Source organism: Hansschlegelia zhihuaiae (assembly GCF_004103825.1).
Taxonomy (GTDB): Bacteria; Pseudomonadota; Alphaproteobacteria; order Rhizobiales; family Methylopilaceae; genus Methylopila; species Methylopila zhihuaiae.
Map to the genome: position 1 here is coordinate 1 of NZ_RYFI01000027.1, position 16,734 is coordinate 16,734.

18 protein-coding genes and 1 pseudogene are annotated in these 16,734 nt (G+C 64.0%); 9 read left to right on the forward strand and 10 right to left on the reverse strand.

The features are described 5' to 3' along the window. A partial coding sequence (locus tag EK403_RS22560) for a hypothetical protein (protein WP_164919692.1) occupies positions 1-392 on the forward strand: 392 nt, incomplete at its 5' end. Between the two features lie 93 nt (positions 393-485). Here EK403_RS22560 and EK403_RS20175 read toward each other — a convergent pair. Continuing rightward, positions 486-1,274 (reverse strand): hypothetical protein, encoded by a 789-nt coding sequence (locus tag EK403_RS20175; RefSeq protein ID WP_128779258.1) that lies wholly within the window; start codon positions 1,272-1,274, stop codon positions 486-488. A 254-nt stretch (positions 1,275-1,528) separates the two neighbouring features. Beyond that, positions 1,529-2,398: a calcium-binding protein gene (locus EK403_RS20180; RefSeq protein WP_128779259.1), complete on the reverse strand. Its 870-nt coding sequence runs from the start codon at positions 2,396-2,398 to the stop codon at positions 1,529-1,531. Between the two features lie 215 nt (positions 2,399-2,613). Here EK403_RS20180 and EK403_RS22565 point away from each other — a divergent pair, with 215 nt between their 5' ends. Beyond that, positions 2,614-2,832, forward strand: coding sequence for a hypothetical protein (locus EK403_RS22565; RefSeq protein WP_206659599.1), 219 nt, complete (start codon positions 2,614-2,616; stop codon positions 2,830-2,832). Here the strand turns inward: EK403_RS22565 and EK403_RS20185 are convergent. Continuing rightward, a complete protein-coding gene (locus EK403_RS20185) occupies positions 2,812-2,994 on the reverse strand; it encodes a hypothetical protein (RefSeq protein WP_128779260.1) in 183 nt (60 codons plus the stop codon). The genes EK403_RS22565 and EK403_RS20185 overlap by 21 nt on opposite strands. Positions 2,995-2,997: 3 nt before the next feature. On the opposite strand from EK403_RS20185, the gene EK403_RS20190 reads away from it, so the two are divergent. Next, positions 2,998-3,852, forward strand: a complete 855-nt coding sequence (locus tag EK403_RS20190; RefSeq protein WP_128779261.1) for a DUF3800 domain-containing protein — start codon at positions 2,998-3,000, stop codon at positions 3,850-3,852. A gap of 200 nt (positions 3,853-4,052) precedes the next feature. On the opposite strand, the gene EK403_RS20195 is transcribed toward EK403_RS20190, so the two are convergent. Further along, complete coding sequence (locus EK403_RS20195; protein ID WP_128779262.1) at positions 4,053-4,985, reverse strand: IS1595 family transposase; 933 nt, start codon at positions 4,983-4,985, stop codon at positions 4,053-4,055. A 152-nt stretch (positions 4,986-5,137) separates the two neighbouring features. On the opposite strand from EK403_RS20195, the gene EK403_RS22570 reads away from it, so the two are divergent. The 3 genes and pseudogenes from EK403_RS22570 to EK403_RS20205 all read left to right on the forward strand — a co-directional run bounded on the left by EK403_RS22570 (position 5,138) and on the right by EK403_RS20205 (position 6,343). Continuing rightward, entirely contained in the window at positions 5,138-5,356 is a 219-nt protein-coding gene (locus EK403_RS22570) for a hypothetical protein (protein ID WP_164919694.1), read from the forward strand. A 171-nt stretch (positions 5,357-5,527) separates the two neighbouring features. Continuing rightward, a pseudogene (locus EK403_RS20200) lies at positions 5,528-5,731 on the forward strand (SOS response-associated peptidase); the annotation flags it as partial. A 156-nt stretch (positions 5,732-5,887) separates the two neighbouring features. Continuing rightward, a complete protein-coding gene (locus EK403_RS20205; protein ID WP_128779263.1) occupies positions 5,888-6,343 on the forward strand; it encodes a hypothetical protein in 456 nt (151 codons plus the stop codon). A gap of 32 nt (positions 6,344-6,375) precedes the next feature. Here EK403_RS20205 and EK403_RS20210 read toward each other — a convergent pair whose 3' ends face one another. Next, entirely contained in the window at positions 6,376-6,693 is a 318-nt protein-coding gene (locus tag EK403_RS20210) for a hypothetical protein (RefSeq protein WP_128779264.1), read from the reverse strand. A gap of 180 nt (positions 6,694-6,873) precedes the next feature. Here EK403_RS20210 and EK403_RS20215 point away from each other — a divergent pair, with 180 nt between their 5' ends. After that, positions 6,874-8,607, forward strand: a complete 1,734-nt coding sequence (locus EK403_RS20215) for a lysozyme family protein (protein WP_128779265.1) — start codon at positions 6,874-6,876, stop codon at positions 8,605-8,607. 79 nt (positions 8,608-8,686) lie between these two features. Here the strand turns inward: EK403_RS20215 and EK403_RS20220 are convergent, their stop codons facing one another. From EK403_RS20220 to EK403_RS20235, 5 genes are all read right to left on the reverse strand, one after another. Then, positions 8,687-9,115, reverse strand: a complete 429-nt coding sequence (locus tag EK403_RS20220; protein WP_245479817.1) for a thermonuclease family protein — start codon at positions 9,113-9,115, stop codon at positions 8,687-8,689. Positions 9,116-9,375: 260 nt separating this feature from the next. After that, a complete protein-coding gene (locus EK403_RS20225) occupies positions 9,376-11,238 on the reverse strand; it encodes a calcium-binding protein (protein ID WP_128779266.1) in 1,863 nt (620 codons plus the stop codon). Positions 11,239-11,303: 65 nt separating this feature from the next. Then, positions 11,304-11,438: a hypothetical protein gene (locus EK403_RS23700; protein WP_280986772.1), complete on the reverse strand. Its 135-nt coding sequence runs from the start codon at positions 11,436-11,438 to the stop codon at positions 11,304-11,306. A gap of 160 nt (positions 11,439-11,598) precedes the next feature. Further along, a complete protein-coding gene (locus tag EK403_RS20230; protein ID WP_245479818.1) occupies positions 11,599-12,438 on the reverse strand; it encodes a MipA/OmpV family protein in 840 nt (279 codons plus the stop codon). Between the two features lie 131 nt (positions 12,439-12,569). Next, positions 12,570-13,553 (reverse strand): GntR family transcriptional regulator, encoded by a 984-nt coding sequence (locus tag EK403_RS20235; protein ID WP_164919695.1) that lies wholly within the window; start codon positions 13,551-13,553, stop codon positions 12,570-12,572. A 228-nt stretch (positions 13,554-13,781) separates the two neighbouring features. Between EK403_RS20235 and EK403_RS20240 the strand changes: the two genes are divergently transcribed. Both EK403_RS20240 and glpK read left to right on the forward strand, forming a co-directional pair. Beyond that, the gene (locus tag EK403_RS20240) at positions 13,782-15,266 is read left to right on the forward strand and encodes a glycerol-3-phosphate dehydrogenase (RefSeq protein ID WP_128779268.1); all 1,485 of its coding nucleotides are present in this window, start codon (positions 13,782-13,784) and stop codon (positions 15,264-15,266) included. Between the two features lie 5 nt (positions 15,267-15,271). Further along, the coding region (glpK, locus tag EK403_RS20245) for a glycerol kinase GlpK (RefSeq protein WP_128779297.1) at positions 15,272-16,734 on the forward strand (1,463 nt) is incomplete at its 3' end.

Genomic DNA, 16,734 nt, shown 5'->3' on the forward strand with positions numbered 1-16,734 from the left:
TCTACGTCCTGCTGCGCGCCGTGCTGTTCACGATGTGGTTCGGCATCCTGCTGCGGTGGCTTCCCGCCGTGGTCGGGGCGATCCACTCGCGCATGATCGAGCCGGGCCTGCACCTGTCGCTCGGCATCTGGATTTCCTTCGCGGGGTCCTTCGCGCTCGGCGTGTTCGCCATGGCCCAAAAATGGCTCGACTACCCCGACGAGATGCGGAAGTCGCCTGTGCTTCTCGCGATCCTATCGGTTCAACTGGTCGGCGCGACCATGCATCTGACGTCGCCGGGGATCGAGGCAGGGCGCGTTCCTGCGCGCGATTGGCTGGCGGTCGCGTCTCTGCTCGCGCTCGGCGGCGGGATCGCGGGCCTGGCGCTGGTGTTCGCGGTGGACCTCGGATGAGCTGAAGACGTTCGCCGGATCCAAGCGACAGCGCCCCGCTCGGCTCCGGCCGGCGGGGCGCTTTTTGCGCGTCAGGGTTTGGTTCGGTCGGCGTCAGCAAGTCACCGTCAGGTAGAAATAGTCGTTCTTAAGGACGGTCGTACCTTCTTCACGGTTGAAGACATAGACATTGATCGTGTTGCCATTGAACGCGTAGGCGTGCGTTTCATAGCCATATGTGTAGGCCTGAGCGCGCGGGGCGCAGAACGCGACGTCACGGTCGATCGTCACCGCATACGACCCTGTGCTCAAGAGGGTCGCCGACAGAACTCTTGGACCCCCTGAATAGATGCCTCCGTTAATGTTTATCAACGCCTCGATCTGCGGCTCGTAATATCCGGTGACGTCGCCGTAGAGCGTCGCGGTTTTGCTGACATTAATGGAGATTTGCCCTGTCGAACCGAGCGCCACGATCGAGCCGACGGTCTGCGTTTGGTTCGCAACGAAGCTCGCGGAATTCACGCCCGGCCTCGGCGTCCCCTGTGCGAACGCTGCCAGATTGCCCGTGCTCGCCGATCGCGCCGACAGCGAGATCGACACGGCTTTGGCGGAGGCCGGGATTCCGCAGCCGGCGTTCGGCCCGCCTTGCGACGCGAAGCTTCCGGGGCCGCTGATTTTGAAATTCTTGGTCTGGTTGATCAGGATCTGCGCCGACCCGAAGGCCCTGCAAGGCTGGATCGGCGTGTAGATCAGATTGAGCGGATTGGGCGCATACGCCGCTGGCGGACTGGGCAGGCCGGCGCCGGGAGGCGCTTTCGGGAACGTCTCGGCCGCCCATGCCGTGGACGCGAACGCCAGGCAGAGCGCCGTCGACATCGTGGAAAATGACCTCAGAATGCGCATTTCAATCTCCTATGGTCTGGAAAATGGACCATGGAGCGACGGAAGGATCCTTCGATAGTCGTACGATTACTTAGATCGAACGCCGAGAGCTAACCGGGCATCTTCCACCAAGCGTCAGCACGCCGCTGACGATCGCCAGCGCAAAGAGCCCGGCGACCGCCCGGGCAGGGAAGCCGACGCTCCTGACCTGATGATCGCGTTCGCCGGCGATCGCCGGTCATGGCGCTTGTTCCGTCTTCGAAGGCCAATGCTCCTTACCCTAAGAGGTCAGCTCCGGAGATCGTAAAGAGTCCCTCCTGAGGGTCGATCGAGCCGGTGAAATTGACGTCGTGGAAGACGATCACCGTGTCCCCGTCGCCGGCCGGAGAACCGCCGCTTAGGGTGACGATGCTATCGCCGTCGCGATGTTCAATTGTGACTTCTGTCTCTTCGGATAAGCCGCCCAGCGTGAGGCTGTCCTCTGCCGCGAAATCCATGATCGTCGGCGTCCAGCCACGGCCGTGAAGCACCTCGAAATCGTCCCGACCTTCGCCTCCGGTCAGTTGGTCCTTCGCTCCGAAGCCTGCGTTCAGGTAGTCATTTCCAAGACCGCCGAACAGACGGTCGGAACCTTCCTCGCCAGCGAGGCGATCCTCGCCGGAGCCGCCGCGCTGCAGGTCGCGCCCCCGTCCTCCGACGAGCTGATCGTTGTCAGCTCCGCCAAAAAGGGTGTCGTCGCCGGTGTCGCCGAAAAGGTCGTCGTCGTCGCGGTTCCCATAGAAAAGATCGGCCCCGCTGTAGCCTTGGAAATAGTCTCCTCCTGACCCACCGTAAGCGGTGTCGTCGGCGCTCATGCCGTGAATGTTGTCGTCGCCCTTCTGACCGTACAGCACGTCACGGCCGTAATATCCGAAAAGCTCATCGTCGCCCGATCCGCCCCAAAGCGTGTCGTCGCCTAGATTGCCGTGCAAACGGTCGCGACCGAGCCCGCCGTAGAGCTGGTCATCGCCATCGCTCCCCGTCAGGGTGTCGTTGCCCGCGAGGCCGCGGATGACGTCGTCACCCTCGGTCCCGCCCAAGCTCTCGGACTTTTCCGTGCCGACGATGTCGTCTTGTTCCTCGAGAAGGTTCATCTCGTTGGTCATGTTTTCCTCCCCAGCTCCTTACCATCAAACTCGCCGCGCCACCGGTGGTCAAACGAATGGGAAGTTCGTGACGATGGCTTGAAGCCTGTTAGCAATCTGTCTTGTTCCATTTTCGTTCTCATGGATTCCGGGCGATTATGTATCTTGCAAACACGCGGGTGAGATTGATTAAATGAGGGCTGGCTTAGGAGGCCTCCCCGGCGCTACATTGCCAAATGCCGCGTACAACTGATGATCTGGTTTTCGCTCAACGCCATGTCTCGCACGGCGAGAGCATGGTGAAAGCTCAACAGTCGATTATCGACAGCGGACTGCTCAGCAACGACGACCAGCGGACGGCCGAAGCGTGGCTTGCCGTGTTCAAAGCCGGACTGGAGAAGCACATTGCGGAGCGTGACAAGATCGTCGAGGAGTTAGCGACCAGATTTCCGTAAGTCGTCCGGTTTCTTAGGCTTCACAGCCGGCGCAGGCTTGGCCTTCGCCAGCTTCCTCACCCGCTCCGCAAACCGCTCCGGATCGTCGTCCGTGCCGATCTCGCGGGCGGCGTCGCGGAACTTGTCGATTTGACTCTTTTTGACCTCGGGTGTCTCTGACATGTAATGCAACCCTCCGATCCAACCTCTGATTACGAGTATATCGTTTTCATCGACGAAGCGGGCGACCCCGGTCTTCGAAAGGTTGCGCCCATTTCGCCAGAAGGCGCAAGTGAATGGCTGTGCCTAGGTGCGATTGTCGTTCAGCGGCCGAACGAAAACGAAGTCGTTTCTTGGGTAAAAGAAGCGCGTGAAAAGATTTTCATGACGCAGCGGCCCGATATTCATTTTAATGCTCTGTCACCATATCGAAAACGCGTAGTAAGTAACCTTTTTGCGTCAAAGCCATTCGACGCATTCGTGTTGGCGTCCAATAAAAAGAATATGGAGGGCCATAAAAATACCCGTGCGGAAAAAGTACCTTCGAAAGACTTTTTCTATAATTGGTGTGTGAGGTTGCTTCTTGAACGTATAACGGACTGGTGTGAACGACATTCGCTAAAGTTGCATGGCGAACCTAAGAAGGTGCGCTTCATCTTTTCAGAGCGTGGTGGACATTCGTACTCGCAAATGAGGGCTTACCTCATGTATCTTCAACAGCAAGGATCTAATCCGTATTTGCAAAAGCGTACAATTAAATGGAGCGTATTCGACTGGAGATTGGTCGAGCCCATTGCGCACCGCGGATCAGCGGGCCTCCAGATTGCTGATACACTTGCGAGCTCATTTTTTCAGGCCGCTCATGCTTTGAGCCCGAACTGGACAGTCGAGTACGCGGAGGCCTTTGCTCCCCGACTTGCAATGGAAAAAGGTGTTGTTGCCGATTACGGGCTCGTTCTGCAGCCCACGCCTCCGCGAAAGGCGCAGCTCACGCCCGAACAACAGCAGATTTTCCGATTTTACGGATATCGCGGCTTCTGAAAAAAGCGGCAGGCCCCGGCCTCCTTATCACTGGTGGCGTATAGGCCATCATCCTTGGGATGACCGTCCTGCCAGCTACCGCTTCAAGGAGAAGCGATCAGAGGGTGTCCCGACGTATCCTGCCACTGACTAAGATATCGATTCTGTTATAAATTTCAAGTGGTTAGCTAAGTCATTGATTTGGGACTCGTTTCTGCCTTTTAGGCGTTTTCACCAGTCCGCCGGTACGTCAGGCGCTTACCCTTGATGCCGACTGCCGCCCGCTCCGTGCGCGTCACGTCATTGCCGCCGACCGCGGTGCGCGTGTTGTACCGGAACTCGAATTCCGCAAGGTAGCGGTGAAGGTGCTTCTCAGCGCAGTGCTGATAGACGCCCTTCATGCCGCGCTTGAAGATCGAGAACGAGCCCTCGACGGTGTTCGTCGAGATCGGGCCGCGGGCGTATTCCTTGCGGCTGTGGTTCACGACGCCGTGGCCGGCGAAATCCTTGTCTAAGCCGAGATACCAGCGGCCTTCGTCGGACATGATGGTCGCCTCGCGGTCGACGTTGGCGCGGATGATCGCCTGAAGCTCGTTCTTGGTCGTGCCCTCGACATGGAACATGCGAGTGGAACCGCCGCGCTCGACAAGGGCGAACACGGTGTTCTTGAACGTCGTGGTGCCGCTGCGGCGCTTCTTGGGCTGGCCTTCCAGACGGCCGATGAACGTCTCGTCGACTTCGACCACGCCGCCACCGCCGCCCATGGGCGCCAGCTCGCCGGAGCGCATCGCCTCGCGGATGCGGTGCGCGAGGAACCAGGCCGTCTTGTACTGGACCTCAAGGATGCGGTGCAGCTGGTGAGCCGAGATGCCCTTCTTGGACGAGCACATGAGATGCACGGCCTGCAGCATCTTATGGAGCGGCATGCGGGCGTGCTCGAACACGGTGCCGACCTTGACCGTGAACTGCTTCTTGCAATCGCCGCAGCGCCAGAGGCCGATGCGGACGCGGGCGGCGGGGTTCGCCTTGACCTTGGTGAGACGATCAAGACCGCCGCAGTGCGGGCAGACCGGAGCGCCGTTCCACAGCGTCTTTTCAAGCCAAGCGAAGGCGGCTTCTTCGTCGTGGAACTGGGGCTGGGAAAGAACGGACATCGCTAGAACCTCTTGGCCTAGCGTTTATGGCACATCGCCACCGTGTTTGCAAGATACATAATCACCGGATTCCGGTTATTATGTATCTTGCAAACACAGGACGCAGCTGTTTAGCGCTGGCCATAGCCTAACAAAGGGCGCAGTGTTTATCGATGGGCTACACACCCGCTGATCTAGAACAGGCGCAACGGCACGTCTCGCATGGCGAGAGATTGGTTCAGCATCAGCAATCCATCGTCGATGATGGCGGGGTCGATGACGCAGAGCGCAGGGCTGCAGAGGGCTGGCTGGTCTTCTTCAAGACCGGGCTCGCCAAGCATGTTGCAGAACGAGACAAGATCGCCTCTGAACTAGCTACTCGCTTCCCTTAAGGGCTTTGCCTCTAGGTGCCTTCGGCTTCTCAGCCGGCATGGGCGGCGCTTTCGACAGCTTCCGCACCCTCTCCGCAAAGCGCTCGGGATCGTCGTCCGTGCCGATCTCGCGGGCGGCGTCGCGGAACTTGTCGATCTGAGATTTAGAAGGGGATGTCATCGTCGTCCTCCCTCACGACCGAGCCGAACGCCGTGGTCGCGCCCGTTCATCCCAAGGCGGCGATGCCCGTCATCCTCACCAAGCCGGAGGAGATCGACGTCTGGCTCGAGGCTCCGTGGGAGGAGGCGAGGGCGCTGCAGCGGCCGCTCCCCGACGACATGCTGACGATCGTCGCGCGGGGCCGGAAGCAGGATGGAGTCGACGAAGCCGCATGAACCCCGCCCCGGCCGGTCCGCCGTGCGTCGAGTGTGGGCGCTGCGGCTGGCAAGTCTGCGCGTTCCCAAATTGATCTTATCGATCAATGTGAACTTCTCGGAACCTAAAATCTGTGTTTCCATTGCAGGGAAATGATGCCGCCGAGGGGGAAGAAAGTGGCTAAGAAAACGGCTAAATTCCTGATGAATAATCACGCCGACGACCGATCGGCGACTGCAACAGAGAAGCAGAACGTTAAGTGCTTACTGCTTTATGACGATATTGGGCTCGTCAAAGTTGTTGATTTGGCGAGCAAGGTTAAAGCATACGATACGGTTATCACTGATATAACCGTGGACGACGCTCCGCTCAATGGCGTCTATTTTCTCTGGCAAGAAGCTTGCGGGCTCAAGAAAATCAGTCGAGCAGCCGACTTCGAAAGGCCGTCTGGCGGGGATAATGCTGTGTGGGATGGCGCCGTGATCACATGGACCTTTTTCAACTATTCGTCGCCAACCGGGTCTGGAGAATACGAGGTGTTCTTTGGAGGCATTGGCAGGCTGTCTAGTGCCAGCGGTGATCTCGAGGTGCTCGGCTTAACGCCGCCTCGGTCTGAAGTAGTGGCTGGATAGCGCGGCGTTGCGCTAACCCGGCGCAAGCCCCTTCAGCGCCGGATGCCGCAGCTGCCCGTCCGGCGTCCGTCCCCGATACTCGCCTCGACATAGGCGAGCCCCTCGGCCGCGATTTGCGCCCTGATCGCCCGACCGGCCGCCTCCGTGAGCCCCGAGCCGACAGAACCGACCGGCACGACGTCGCCGTCTTTGATCTCCGCGATGTCGAGTGAGCGCGAGCCCGGCATATAGGCCGTGACGGCGAACCGGCCGACGGTCGTGCACTTGACCTTCAGGCCTTGGATGGCCCCGAGCGATAGGGCGCGTGCTCGCGCTTTGCCGCGATCCCCTCGATGCGAGCCGGCAGGCATGCTCCATCAGCCCGGCGCCATAGGCGTCGACAGTTTCCAAGAATAGCAGACCAGCCGGCTCGTCGGCGTGCATCGGCAGGTCCTCATATCAAAGAAGTTGCGCCCTCCACTTCAGCTCGTCATAGTCGTGTTTGTCCAGCAGCGCTACCATAAGTAATCAGACGATAAGGGAGAGGATTAATGATGCCTACTTACGACTTTTCTGACGAGGAAGAAGCCGCGCGATCTGACCGTGAAGGCCAGCAGTGGCTGGAACTCCACTCCTACACTTCGGCCAGTGCGGAGTTCCGAGGTGGCGACGTAGACAGAATGTCTGCGCGCGCCATCAACATGTTGATCGAATTCGAAGTCACGAGCCAAGCGGTCTACGAGAAAAAATACCGAAGGCCAATCTGGCCGGGCGAACAGTCTGGTGTGACTATTGGGATTGGCTATGACGTCGGTTATGCCTCCAAAGCACAGCTCCATGCCGACTGGGATGGTCAGATCCCAGCCGAGATGGTCGATGCTTTGGAGGAAGCGGTTGGCGTCAAAGGTCCAGCGGCCAAGGCGCTCGCTGATAAGCTCGCGACGACGGTCGATGTGCCGTGGGCTGCCGCCCACTTCGTGTTCGTCAAGAAGACGCTGCCACGCTGGATTGACACCGTCGACGGCGCGCTGCCGAACACGAACGAGCTGAGCGGGCACTCATTCGGCGCGCTCGTCTCGCTAACCTATAACCGCGGCGCGAGTTACTCAAAGGCTGGCGATCGATACAAAGAGATGCGTAACATCAAGGCGCATATGACCTCGCGAAATTACGGAAGTATACCGAACGAGATCCAAAGCATGAAGCGCTTATGGCCGAATAGCGCCGGTCTGAGGAAGCGCAGAGATCGCGAAGCTCAGTTGTTTCAAGAGGGATTGGAAGGATTTCGGTTTGCCGGGATCATGACTGCTGGCGACCCAATTCAAAGCGCAGAGGCAATGTTTCGTGACGCCGTCGAAACGGTCGCCCGCAACGCGGCGCAGACCGATGGACGTCGTTACTTGTTCCCAAATGGTGTCGGGGCTTTCGACTTCAGCCTTACCTTGGCTCCTGATAAGGGCCTAAGCGTCGTCGTCGGCATCAAGGAATCCACGACGACGACGCCAGCGTCGTCAGCCGGTGGCCAACAGAGCGTTCTCGGGCATGGCACGGCCAATCTGCTCCATCCTCAGTTCAGTTATGAAGTCGTGGGGCGGGTCATCGTCGATGGCCAGAAGTACACGCTCCTAAATCAGTTCGACGAACATAGCGGTGGGCAGCTGCTCTTCGTTCAACCCGCGATAGGCCGGGCGGCGCTTCTCGTCGCAGACACAATCATCGATGCAACCGCGCTCGTTAGCATTCCCGAGGCCGCACGGAGTTCGCTGATCTCTATGCTTGGGCTCAGCGTTGTCGTCCAAGAAGGTCAGCTCGGCGACGATGCCGAACACGCAGACGCTGTGCGGGCGCAAATTAGTCAGAAGATCTATGACAAGGCATTATATCACGACGGTAAACTATACTCAGGGGATGCTCCAGGAACAAGTGGCGGCGTATTGGCGTGCGCGTGGGCCGTCAACTATGTGGTGAAGGACGCGATTGGCAAACCGGTTGGTGGCGGACTTTCGACGTCCAAGATGTATGAGGTATTGGCCGCGAGACATAAACGGGTCGACCTTGCCGACGCGCAGCCTGGCAACATCATCATTTCTCCAACGACAGGAGGTGTCACGGGGCACGTAGGCATTGTTGGCACCAGGGCTGGGACAAGTCTGAACTCGACGCGCATCTACTCCAATTCTTCATCTCAAAAGTACTTCATTCAAAATTACTCCTTCGGGAGTTGGAAAACGAAGTATGACGGTTTGGGCTTGGATACATGGTGCTACGAAATTCTTGACGTCTGACATGAGCCGGGAGTGGGGCGGTACCTCGGATCTGCTCCCGCGCTCTTCCCTTATGCGTCGGTTGCCGACATCGGCACCGTTAATAGTCGTATGAACACCACGTTGGCCGGTCCGCCCGCCTGAGCGTCGGCCACGGCTTCGCATGCCCCTCGCGCACCAGGATCGCGCCGACGTCCCGCCCCTCAGCATAGATCACGGCGACGGTCCGTCCGTAGCGATCGGCGCCGTGGCGATCGATCGAGAAGTCGTTGGGCGCCATCAGAGCCTTCAGCCGATCCCGCGCCGCCTCAGCCCTGAACAGCTCGAGCGGGCATTTCGCCTTGCGCAACTCCGGCGCGTCGATCGGGCCGCCCTCTGAGCGCAGGCGGATGCGCTCGCCGTCGACGCGGATCGTGTCGCCGTCGACGATGGACAGGCCGGAGTGTCTATCGCTTGCAAGAACGGAGACTGGCTGGGTGACCAGGAGGAGAGATAGGAGCGCGCGGATCAACGTCGGGAACCTCGCCACTCGGCCCTTCGTACGTGACCGGTACCTCCCACGAAAGCATTACCCATCAACTGTTTGAGTTCGATTGTGGATCTGGAGGTCCCCCGTTCAAGCCGGGGTGGCGGTACCAAAACTTCCGACTTGATATTGGAGGGACGAGGACGCGCCGTCGACCGACGGCGAGCCCGAAGCCTCCGACGGGTTTGGCCCGTCATGCGCCGGCGGCCGCGCCCGTTCTCTTGGAACGAGACCCCGCCGACCGGGCGTGATCGCCGTTCGGGCTATCCCAACAGGTCCGCGCCGGAGATCACGAACGTCCCCTCCCGAGGATCGATCTCGCCCGTGATGGCGACGCCCTCAAACGTCAGGATCGTGGTCTTGCCGCCGTCTGGCAAGCCGCCCTTTAGCGTGACGACGCTGTCCGCGCCGACCTGCTCGATCGTGACGACCGTGGTCTCGGAAAGGCCAGAGAATTCGATCTCGTCCTCGACCGAGAAGTCCGTGACGGTGGTTCGGCCTTCGCCGCCATGAACGAACACGAAGCGGTCGGCGCCCGCGTCTCCGGTCAAGGTGTCCACGCCGGGCCCGCCAATGAGGGTGTCGTCGCCGTCGCCGCCTTCGATGAGGTCGCCGCTGTTGCCGCCCGATATGCTGTCGTTTCCGGCCCCGCCCGACAGGTCGTCCGGCGAACTCCCGCCGTCGATCGTGTCGTCGCCTTCGCCGCCGATGATGATGTCGTGCCTGCCGAAGCCGAACAGCTGGTCGTTTCCGGATCCTCCGTCGAGCGTCGAGTTGAAGCCGGGGCGACCGTTGCCATAGAGGACGTCGTCGCCATCCTCGCCAAAAATCAGGTCGTTGCCGGTGTCCGCCGAGATGGTGTCGTTCCCGGTCCCGCCATAGACGGTGTCCGCTCCATACCCGGCCTCGATCGAGTCATTTCCATCGTCGCCGAACAGCAGATCGTCGCCGTTTTCGTTGTCCCGGGAGCCGATCGTGTCATGGCCCGCCCCGCCATGAATCGTATCGCGGTTGTCGTTCCCCTGAAGGAAATCGTCGCCGTCGCCGCCGTCGATCTCGTCAGGCGTCAGCGTGGAGCCGTAAGAGGTCCCGTAGATGGTGTCGTTGCCGGCCCCGCCCGACATGACGTCGCCGGCCGAGTCGGGCGATGAGGGCGAATAGATGGAGCCGAGGATATTGTCGTTCCCCTCGCCACCGGAGAGCGTGTCCCTGCCTCCTCCGCCCACAAGACTGTCGTTCCCGGCCTCTCCCGAGACCTCGTCGTCGCCCTCGCCGGCCTGGACCGTGTCGTCGCCGCCGCCGCCGTCGATCGTGTCGTTTCCGGCGAAGCCCTCGATCGTCTCGGAGGCCTCCCCTCCGGTCAGAAGATCGGGCCCCTCCGTGCCGTCGATGTCGGGCGCGAGCAGGTCGGCTCCCGTGATGATCTGGTAGGGGGCGTCGGTCCACCTGATCGTCTCGTAGATAAGGGCGTCCTTGAACACGACGACGCTGACCACGTCGCCGCTCGGCGTGCTCTTGGTGAACGTCAGGATGCTGTCGCCATCGTCATGCTCGATGGTGACGACGGTCTTCTTCGAAAAGGCGATCTCCAGCCGGTCTTCGGCAGCAAGATCCATGATCGTCGCGGTGTACGCCAAACCGTCGCCGACGATGAATTGGTCGGACCCGGCGCCGCCGGTAAGACTGTCCGATCCCTGCATGGCGTAGAGATAATCGCGGCCTCGCCCTCCGAACAAACGATCGTCGCCCTCTTCTCCGTAAAGATAATCGGTGAAGCCTTCGCCTCTCAGAATGTCGTCGCCCTCGCCTCCATATAGGAAGTCAAAGCGAGCGCCGCCCCAGATCCGGTCGTCTCCTGCATGCCCATAGAGGTCATCGCCGCCGTTGCCGCCAAGCAGCGTGTCGCGGCCGCCGTTCCCATAGAGATCGTCGTCGCCCGCGCCGCCCGCCAGCCAATCGGCGTTCAGGCCGCCAAACAGCGCGTCGCCGCCGCCCCTCCCATCGAGAGTGTCGTCGCCGCGGCCTGCGCGGATGTCGTCGTAGGCGGCCGTCCCCGTCAGCGAATCGGCTTCGCCGGAGCCGCGGATCGTGTCGGGCGGAAGCGGCGTTGTCCGATCTGTCAACATGCGCGTCGCCGCTTCTTGTTTCTTCAGAAGACGTTACGGCCGAGGGGCGATCGATCCGAGCGAGGTCAGCCGGCCGCGCGCGAGCGACGTTTGGCTTCACTCGCGAGCGGCTTGCGCGGCGAAAGCCTCGCCCTGAGGCTCAAGGGGGCGGCGACGTCGCGCGGCGCGTCCTCAGCCTCCGCGCTGTCGATCACCCGCATCACGCGGCGGTCCTCCCCGGACGGCCCCTTCGCTTGTCTCTTCGGCATCGTTCCCCCGATCGTCCCTCTGGCGGCCTTCTTATGGGCCATGCTCGGACGAGTTCATTAACCGAACGTTAGGGCTAACGGGCCGTGTCAGGACGGCGGTCGCCCTTTCTTTTCACTGCCCCCAGCTGAACGAATAGGCGACGCCGAGGCCGGCCACGAAGCTGTCCTTCGTGCCGAGCCGCTTCGCCACCGGACTGTCGGCGGCTTCGCCGACCAGCCGGTTGTAGGCGCCGAAGCCGGTGACGCCCCAGCTTTCGCTGACGTCGTAGGTCACAGCCGCCGCGAGCCCGACCGACTTGACGCCGCCCTTGGCCTTGTAGGGCGAGGACAGCCGCGGATTGCGCGCGACCTCGCCGGCGCTGACGCCGAAATAGGTGTCCATGAAGTCGCTATCGCCGAGCTCCATGCGCGGGCCGAACGACACCACGGTGCGGTCGAAGCGCTGGATGTAGTCGGCCGAGACGTTGCCCACGAAGCCGTCATGGCCCCAAAACCCATGACGCAGCTCACCGCGAACCCGCACCACGTCAACGGGGTAGAACTCGATGAAGGCGCCGGGCTCAATCGCGTAGTCGATGTCCTTCATGCCGCGGAAGCGATCCACGTCGCTGGAGTCGCGCTCGGACCGGATGCGTCCCACCGGCCCCATCTGGAACCAGGGCGTGTCGATCAGCGCGAAGCCGAAGCCGTCGTCCGGCGCGCCGAACTTCCAGGGCTGGCCCGGCCGCGCCAGGCTCAGGCCCGGAGTGCCCGAGACGCCGTATTTCGACGTTCCCTCGAAGCGGGGCTGCACGACGCCGGTCGCTTTCAGGGTGACGATCCAGCCCTCCTGCGCGGCCGCGACCGCGACCGGCGGCTCGGCCTCCATCGGAGCGTCGGCGGCCCAGGCCGGGGCGGCAGCAAGCACGGACGCGGCGGCGGCCGCGATTTTGATGGAGCGGGAAAGCGTCACGCGGGTCACCTCGCACAAGCGCCCGCCATTGTCGCCCGACGAGCGCCGCCATTGTCGGGCTTCCGGCGCGAAGCGCAACAGCGTGACGGACGCTGGTGCGCCATGCGTGTCGCGCGCGCAACGCTTGGGCGTCAGTCGCGCGTCAGATAGGCGGGCAACGGCTCGGGCCCCTTGGCGGCGGCCTCGATGGCGTCGCACAGCCAGGAGATGCGGCCGGGCGCCAGATGACGTTCGAGCGCCGCCACCCCGCCCTCGACGTCGTGCTCGGCGAGGCGATCGACGATCTCGAGGTGCTCGGCGATGATGGTGGGGAAGCGCTGGGTCAGCCGCTGATAGAGCTTGTGGTTGGCGGTCAGCTGCACATGCGCGGATCTCAGGGCCTTCATCACCTCCGGATTGCCGCAGCGGCCGAACGCGTCGACATGGAGCTCGCGCTCGAAGCCCTGCAGTTCGATGGAGCCGACCTCCTCCACCCGCGAGCGGGCCGCGGACAGCCGCTCACGCATCGCGCCCGAACCGTCGAAGGCGCCGTTCTCGGCCGCGCCCCTCAGCGCGAGCGGCTCCAGCGCGCGGCGCAGCTCCTGGAGATGGGCGGCGCGCTGCGCGGTGAGCGGGACCAGCCGCCAGCGCAGGCGGTCGTCCTTCTCGATCAGACCGATCAACTCGATCCGGGACAGCACGTCGCGCACGACCGTCCGGGACACCTGATACTGGCGGGCGACCTCGCCCTCGATAATCCTGAGCGGCCCGATCACGGCCGCCGCGGCGAGCTCGCCTTGCAGGTCGCCGACGATCGCCAGCCAGGCGGGCGTCCGTCTCTCCGGCCGTCTCGGCGCAAGCGTGAGGAAGCGGGTCCGGTCGATCTTGACCCGGCGCGCGGGCGACCGCCCCTCTGCGTCCAGCACGACATAGCCGCGCCCGGCGAGCTTCTTTACGCGACCATGGGCGCGAAGCTGTTCGAGCGCGGCGCGGACCGGGCTGCGGCTGGTGCTGAGGGCGTCGGCCACGACCGCTTCGAGCAGCACGCTGCCGGGCCGCAGCGACCGGTCGCCGATCGCGGTGGCCACGACTTCGAAGACGCGGGCGCGCAATGTGGGATCGCGGGCGATGGGCACCGAGCCCCTCCAGACAGGTAAACAGCAGGTTACCCTACAATCCAACATCGTCACGCAAAGGTTCACTCGACTTTTTGGTGAACTGCGATTTACGGCCCATCCGCGGCGCGGCGGCGCTATAAAGCGCGCCGTGAGACAGTTGCTTCATCCCATCCGCCGCGTCGTTCCGCACCCGGCGACGCCTCGTGGACGAGCCGCCGCCCGGCGGGTCGCGGCACGGGCGCGCAGGTGAGCGTCTACGACCTCGCCGTCATCGGCGGAGGCGTAAACGGCTGCGGGATTGCGCGCGACGCCGCGGGGCGGGGCCTCTCGGTCCATCTCTGCGACAAGGGCGATCTCGGCGGCGGCGCGTCGTCGGCATCGACCAAGCTCGTACATGGCGGTCTGCGTTACCTGGAGCGCTTCGAGCTCCGCATGGTCCGCGAGGCGCTCGCGGAGCGCGAGACGCTGATGCGCATCGCGCCCCACATCGTGCGCCCGATGCGCTTCGTGCTGCCCCGTGTCGCGGGCTCGCGCCCCTGGCCGATCCTGAAGCTCGGCCTGTTCGTCTACGACCATCTCGGGGGGCGTCGGACGCTGCGACGCTCAAGCGCGATCCGGCTCGCCGCCGACGAAGCCGGCGCGCCGCTCCGCTCGGCCGAGGGCCGGGCGTTCGAATATTCCGACTGCTGGGTCGACGACGCGCGGCTCGTGGTGCTGAACGCGCTCGACGCCGCCGAGCGCGGCGCGACGATCGCGCCCCGCACGGCCTGCGTGGCGGCGCGCCGCTCTGGCGGCGCCTGGACCGTGACGCTCGAGGGCCCGCAGGGACGCAGCGAGATCCGCGCCCGCGGCCTCGTCAACGCCGCCGGCCCTTGGGTCACGGAGGTCGCGCATGGCGCGATCGGCGCTAACGGGATCAAGCAGACCCGGCTCGTCCGCGGCAGCCACATCGTCACCGCCCGGCTGTTTGAGCACGACCGGGCCTATCTGCTGCAGCAGTCCGACGGGCGTGTGGTGTTCGCGATCCCGTTCGAGGACGACTTCACTCTGATCGGCACGACCGACGTCGACCACGCAGGCGCAGCCGACGACGCCTTCGCGACGGAAGCCGAGATCGACTATCTCTGCGCCGCGGCCTCCGAAGCCTTCAAATGGGAGGTCGGCCAGGAGGACGTGCTCTGGAGCTTTGCGGGGGTGCGGGCGCTCCACGACGACGGCTCCGGGGCCGCGCAGGCCGCGAGCCGCGACTACGCGCTCGACCTCGAGGCGGGCGACGGCAGGGCGCCGATGCTCACCGTCTATGGCGGTAAGATCACGACCTATCGGCGCCTCGCCGAGGCCGCGCTCGAAAAGCTCGCGCAGGTGATGGCGATCCCGAAGGGCCGCTGGACGGGACGTTCGGCGCTGCCCGGCGGCGGCTTCCACGGGGACGTCCCGCTCGCCGACCGGCTGACGGCCGCGTTCCCTTTCCTGACCGACGCCATCGCGGCCCGCTTCGCGCGCTCCTACGGGTCGCGGGCGTGGGACATGCTGGAAGGCGCGCGAGACGCAAGCAGCCTCGGACGCTTCTTCGGCGCCGACCTCACCGAGCGCGAGGTGCGCTATTTGATCGCCAAGGAATGGGCCTTCACGGCCGAGGACGTGCTGTGGCGGCGCACCAAGCTCGGCTTGCGGTTCGACGACGCCGAGCGGGCGGCGCTCGCGGACTACATGCCGGGCGGGGAGGCCTGAGCGGCATGGCGATCGTCGCGCTCGACCAGGGCACGACCTCGACCCGCGCCATCGTGTTCGACGACGCGCTGCGGCCGGCGGCGAGCGCGCAGCGCGAATTCCGCCAAATCTTTCCGAAGCCCGGCTGGGTCGAGCACGATCCCGAGGATCTCTGGGCCACGACCGTCGCCACCGTCGCGGAGGCGATGGCGCGGGCCGGCGTCGCGGCCCGCGACGTCGCCGGGCTTGGCGTCACCAACCAGCGCGAGACCGTCGTGGTCTGGGAGCGCGCGACGGGCAGAGCGGTCGCGAACGCCATCGTCTGGCAGGACCGTCGCACCGCCGATGTCTGCGCGCATATGCGGGGCGAGGGACTCGAGCCGGAGATCACGCGCCGGACCGGGCTCGTCCTCGATCCCTATTTCTCCGCCACCAAGCTCGGCTGGCTGCTCGACCACGAGGGTCTGCGCGCCCGCGCCGAGGCCGGCGAACTCGCCTTCGGCACCGTCGACGCCTTCCTGATCTTCCGGCTGACCGGCGGTCGCGTTCACGCGACCGACGCCACCAATGCCTGCCGGACCCTGCTCTACGCCATCGAGAGCGGCGGTTTCGACGAGGATCTTTGCCGCACCTTCGACGTCCCCTCCGGCATGCTGCCCGAGATTCGCGACTCCGCCGGGGCCTTCGGCGAAACGCTGCCCGAGCTGTTCGGCGGCCCGATCCGCATCCTCGGCGTCGCCGGCGACCAGCAGGCCGCGACCGTGGGGCAGGCCTGCTTCGAGCCCGGCATGGCGAAGGTCACCTACGGGACCGGCGCCTTCGCGCTGCTCCATACCGGCGAGCGACCCGTGGCCTCGTCCAACAAGCTGCTGACCACCGTCGCGTTGCAACTCGGCGGGCGCCGGACCTTCGCGCTGGAGGGCGCGATCTTCGTTGCAGGCGCCGCGGTGCAATGGCTCCGCGACGGGCTGAAGCTGATCCGCGAGGCGCCGGAAACTCAAGGACTCGCCGCGGCCTCGGACCCCGACCAGGACGTCTACCTGGTGCCGGCCTTCGTCGGGCTCGGCGCGCCGCACTGGGACCCGGAGGCCCGCGCGGCGCTGATCGGGCTGACGCGCGGGACCGGCGCGCCCGAGATCGCGCGCGCGACGCTCGAAAGCGTCGGCTACCAGACCGCCGACCTGATCGCCGCCATGCGGGCCGACTGGCCGGAGGGCGAGGCCGGCTCGGTGCTGCGCGTCGACGGCGGCATGACGGCAAGCGACTGGACGCTCCAGTTCCTCGCGGACGTGCTGGACGCGCCGGTCGACCGGCCGACGGTGCGCGAGACCACGGCGCTCGGCGCGGCCTATCTCGCGGGTCTCGCGGCCGGCGTCTGCCCGGCGCCGGAGGAATTCGCCAAGGACTGGCGACTCGACCGCCGCTTCGAGCCGGCGATGGACGCGGAGACCCGCCGTCGAAAGCTCGCCGGCTGGGCGGACGCGGGGGC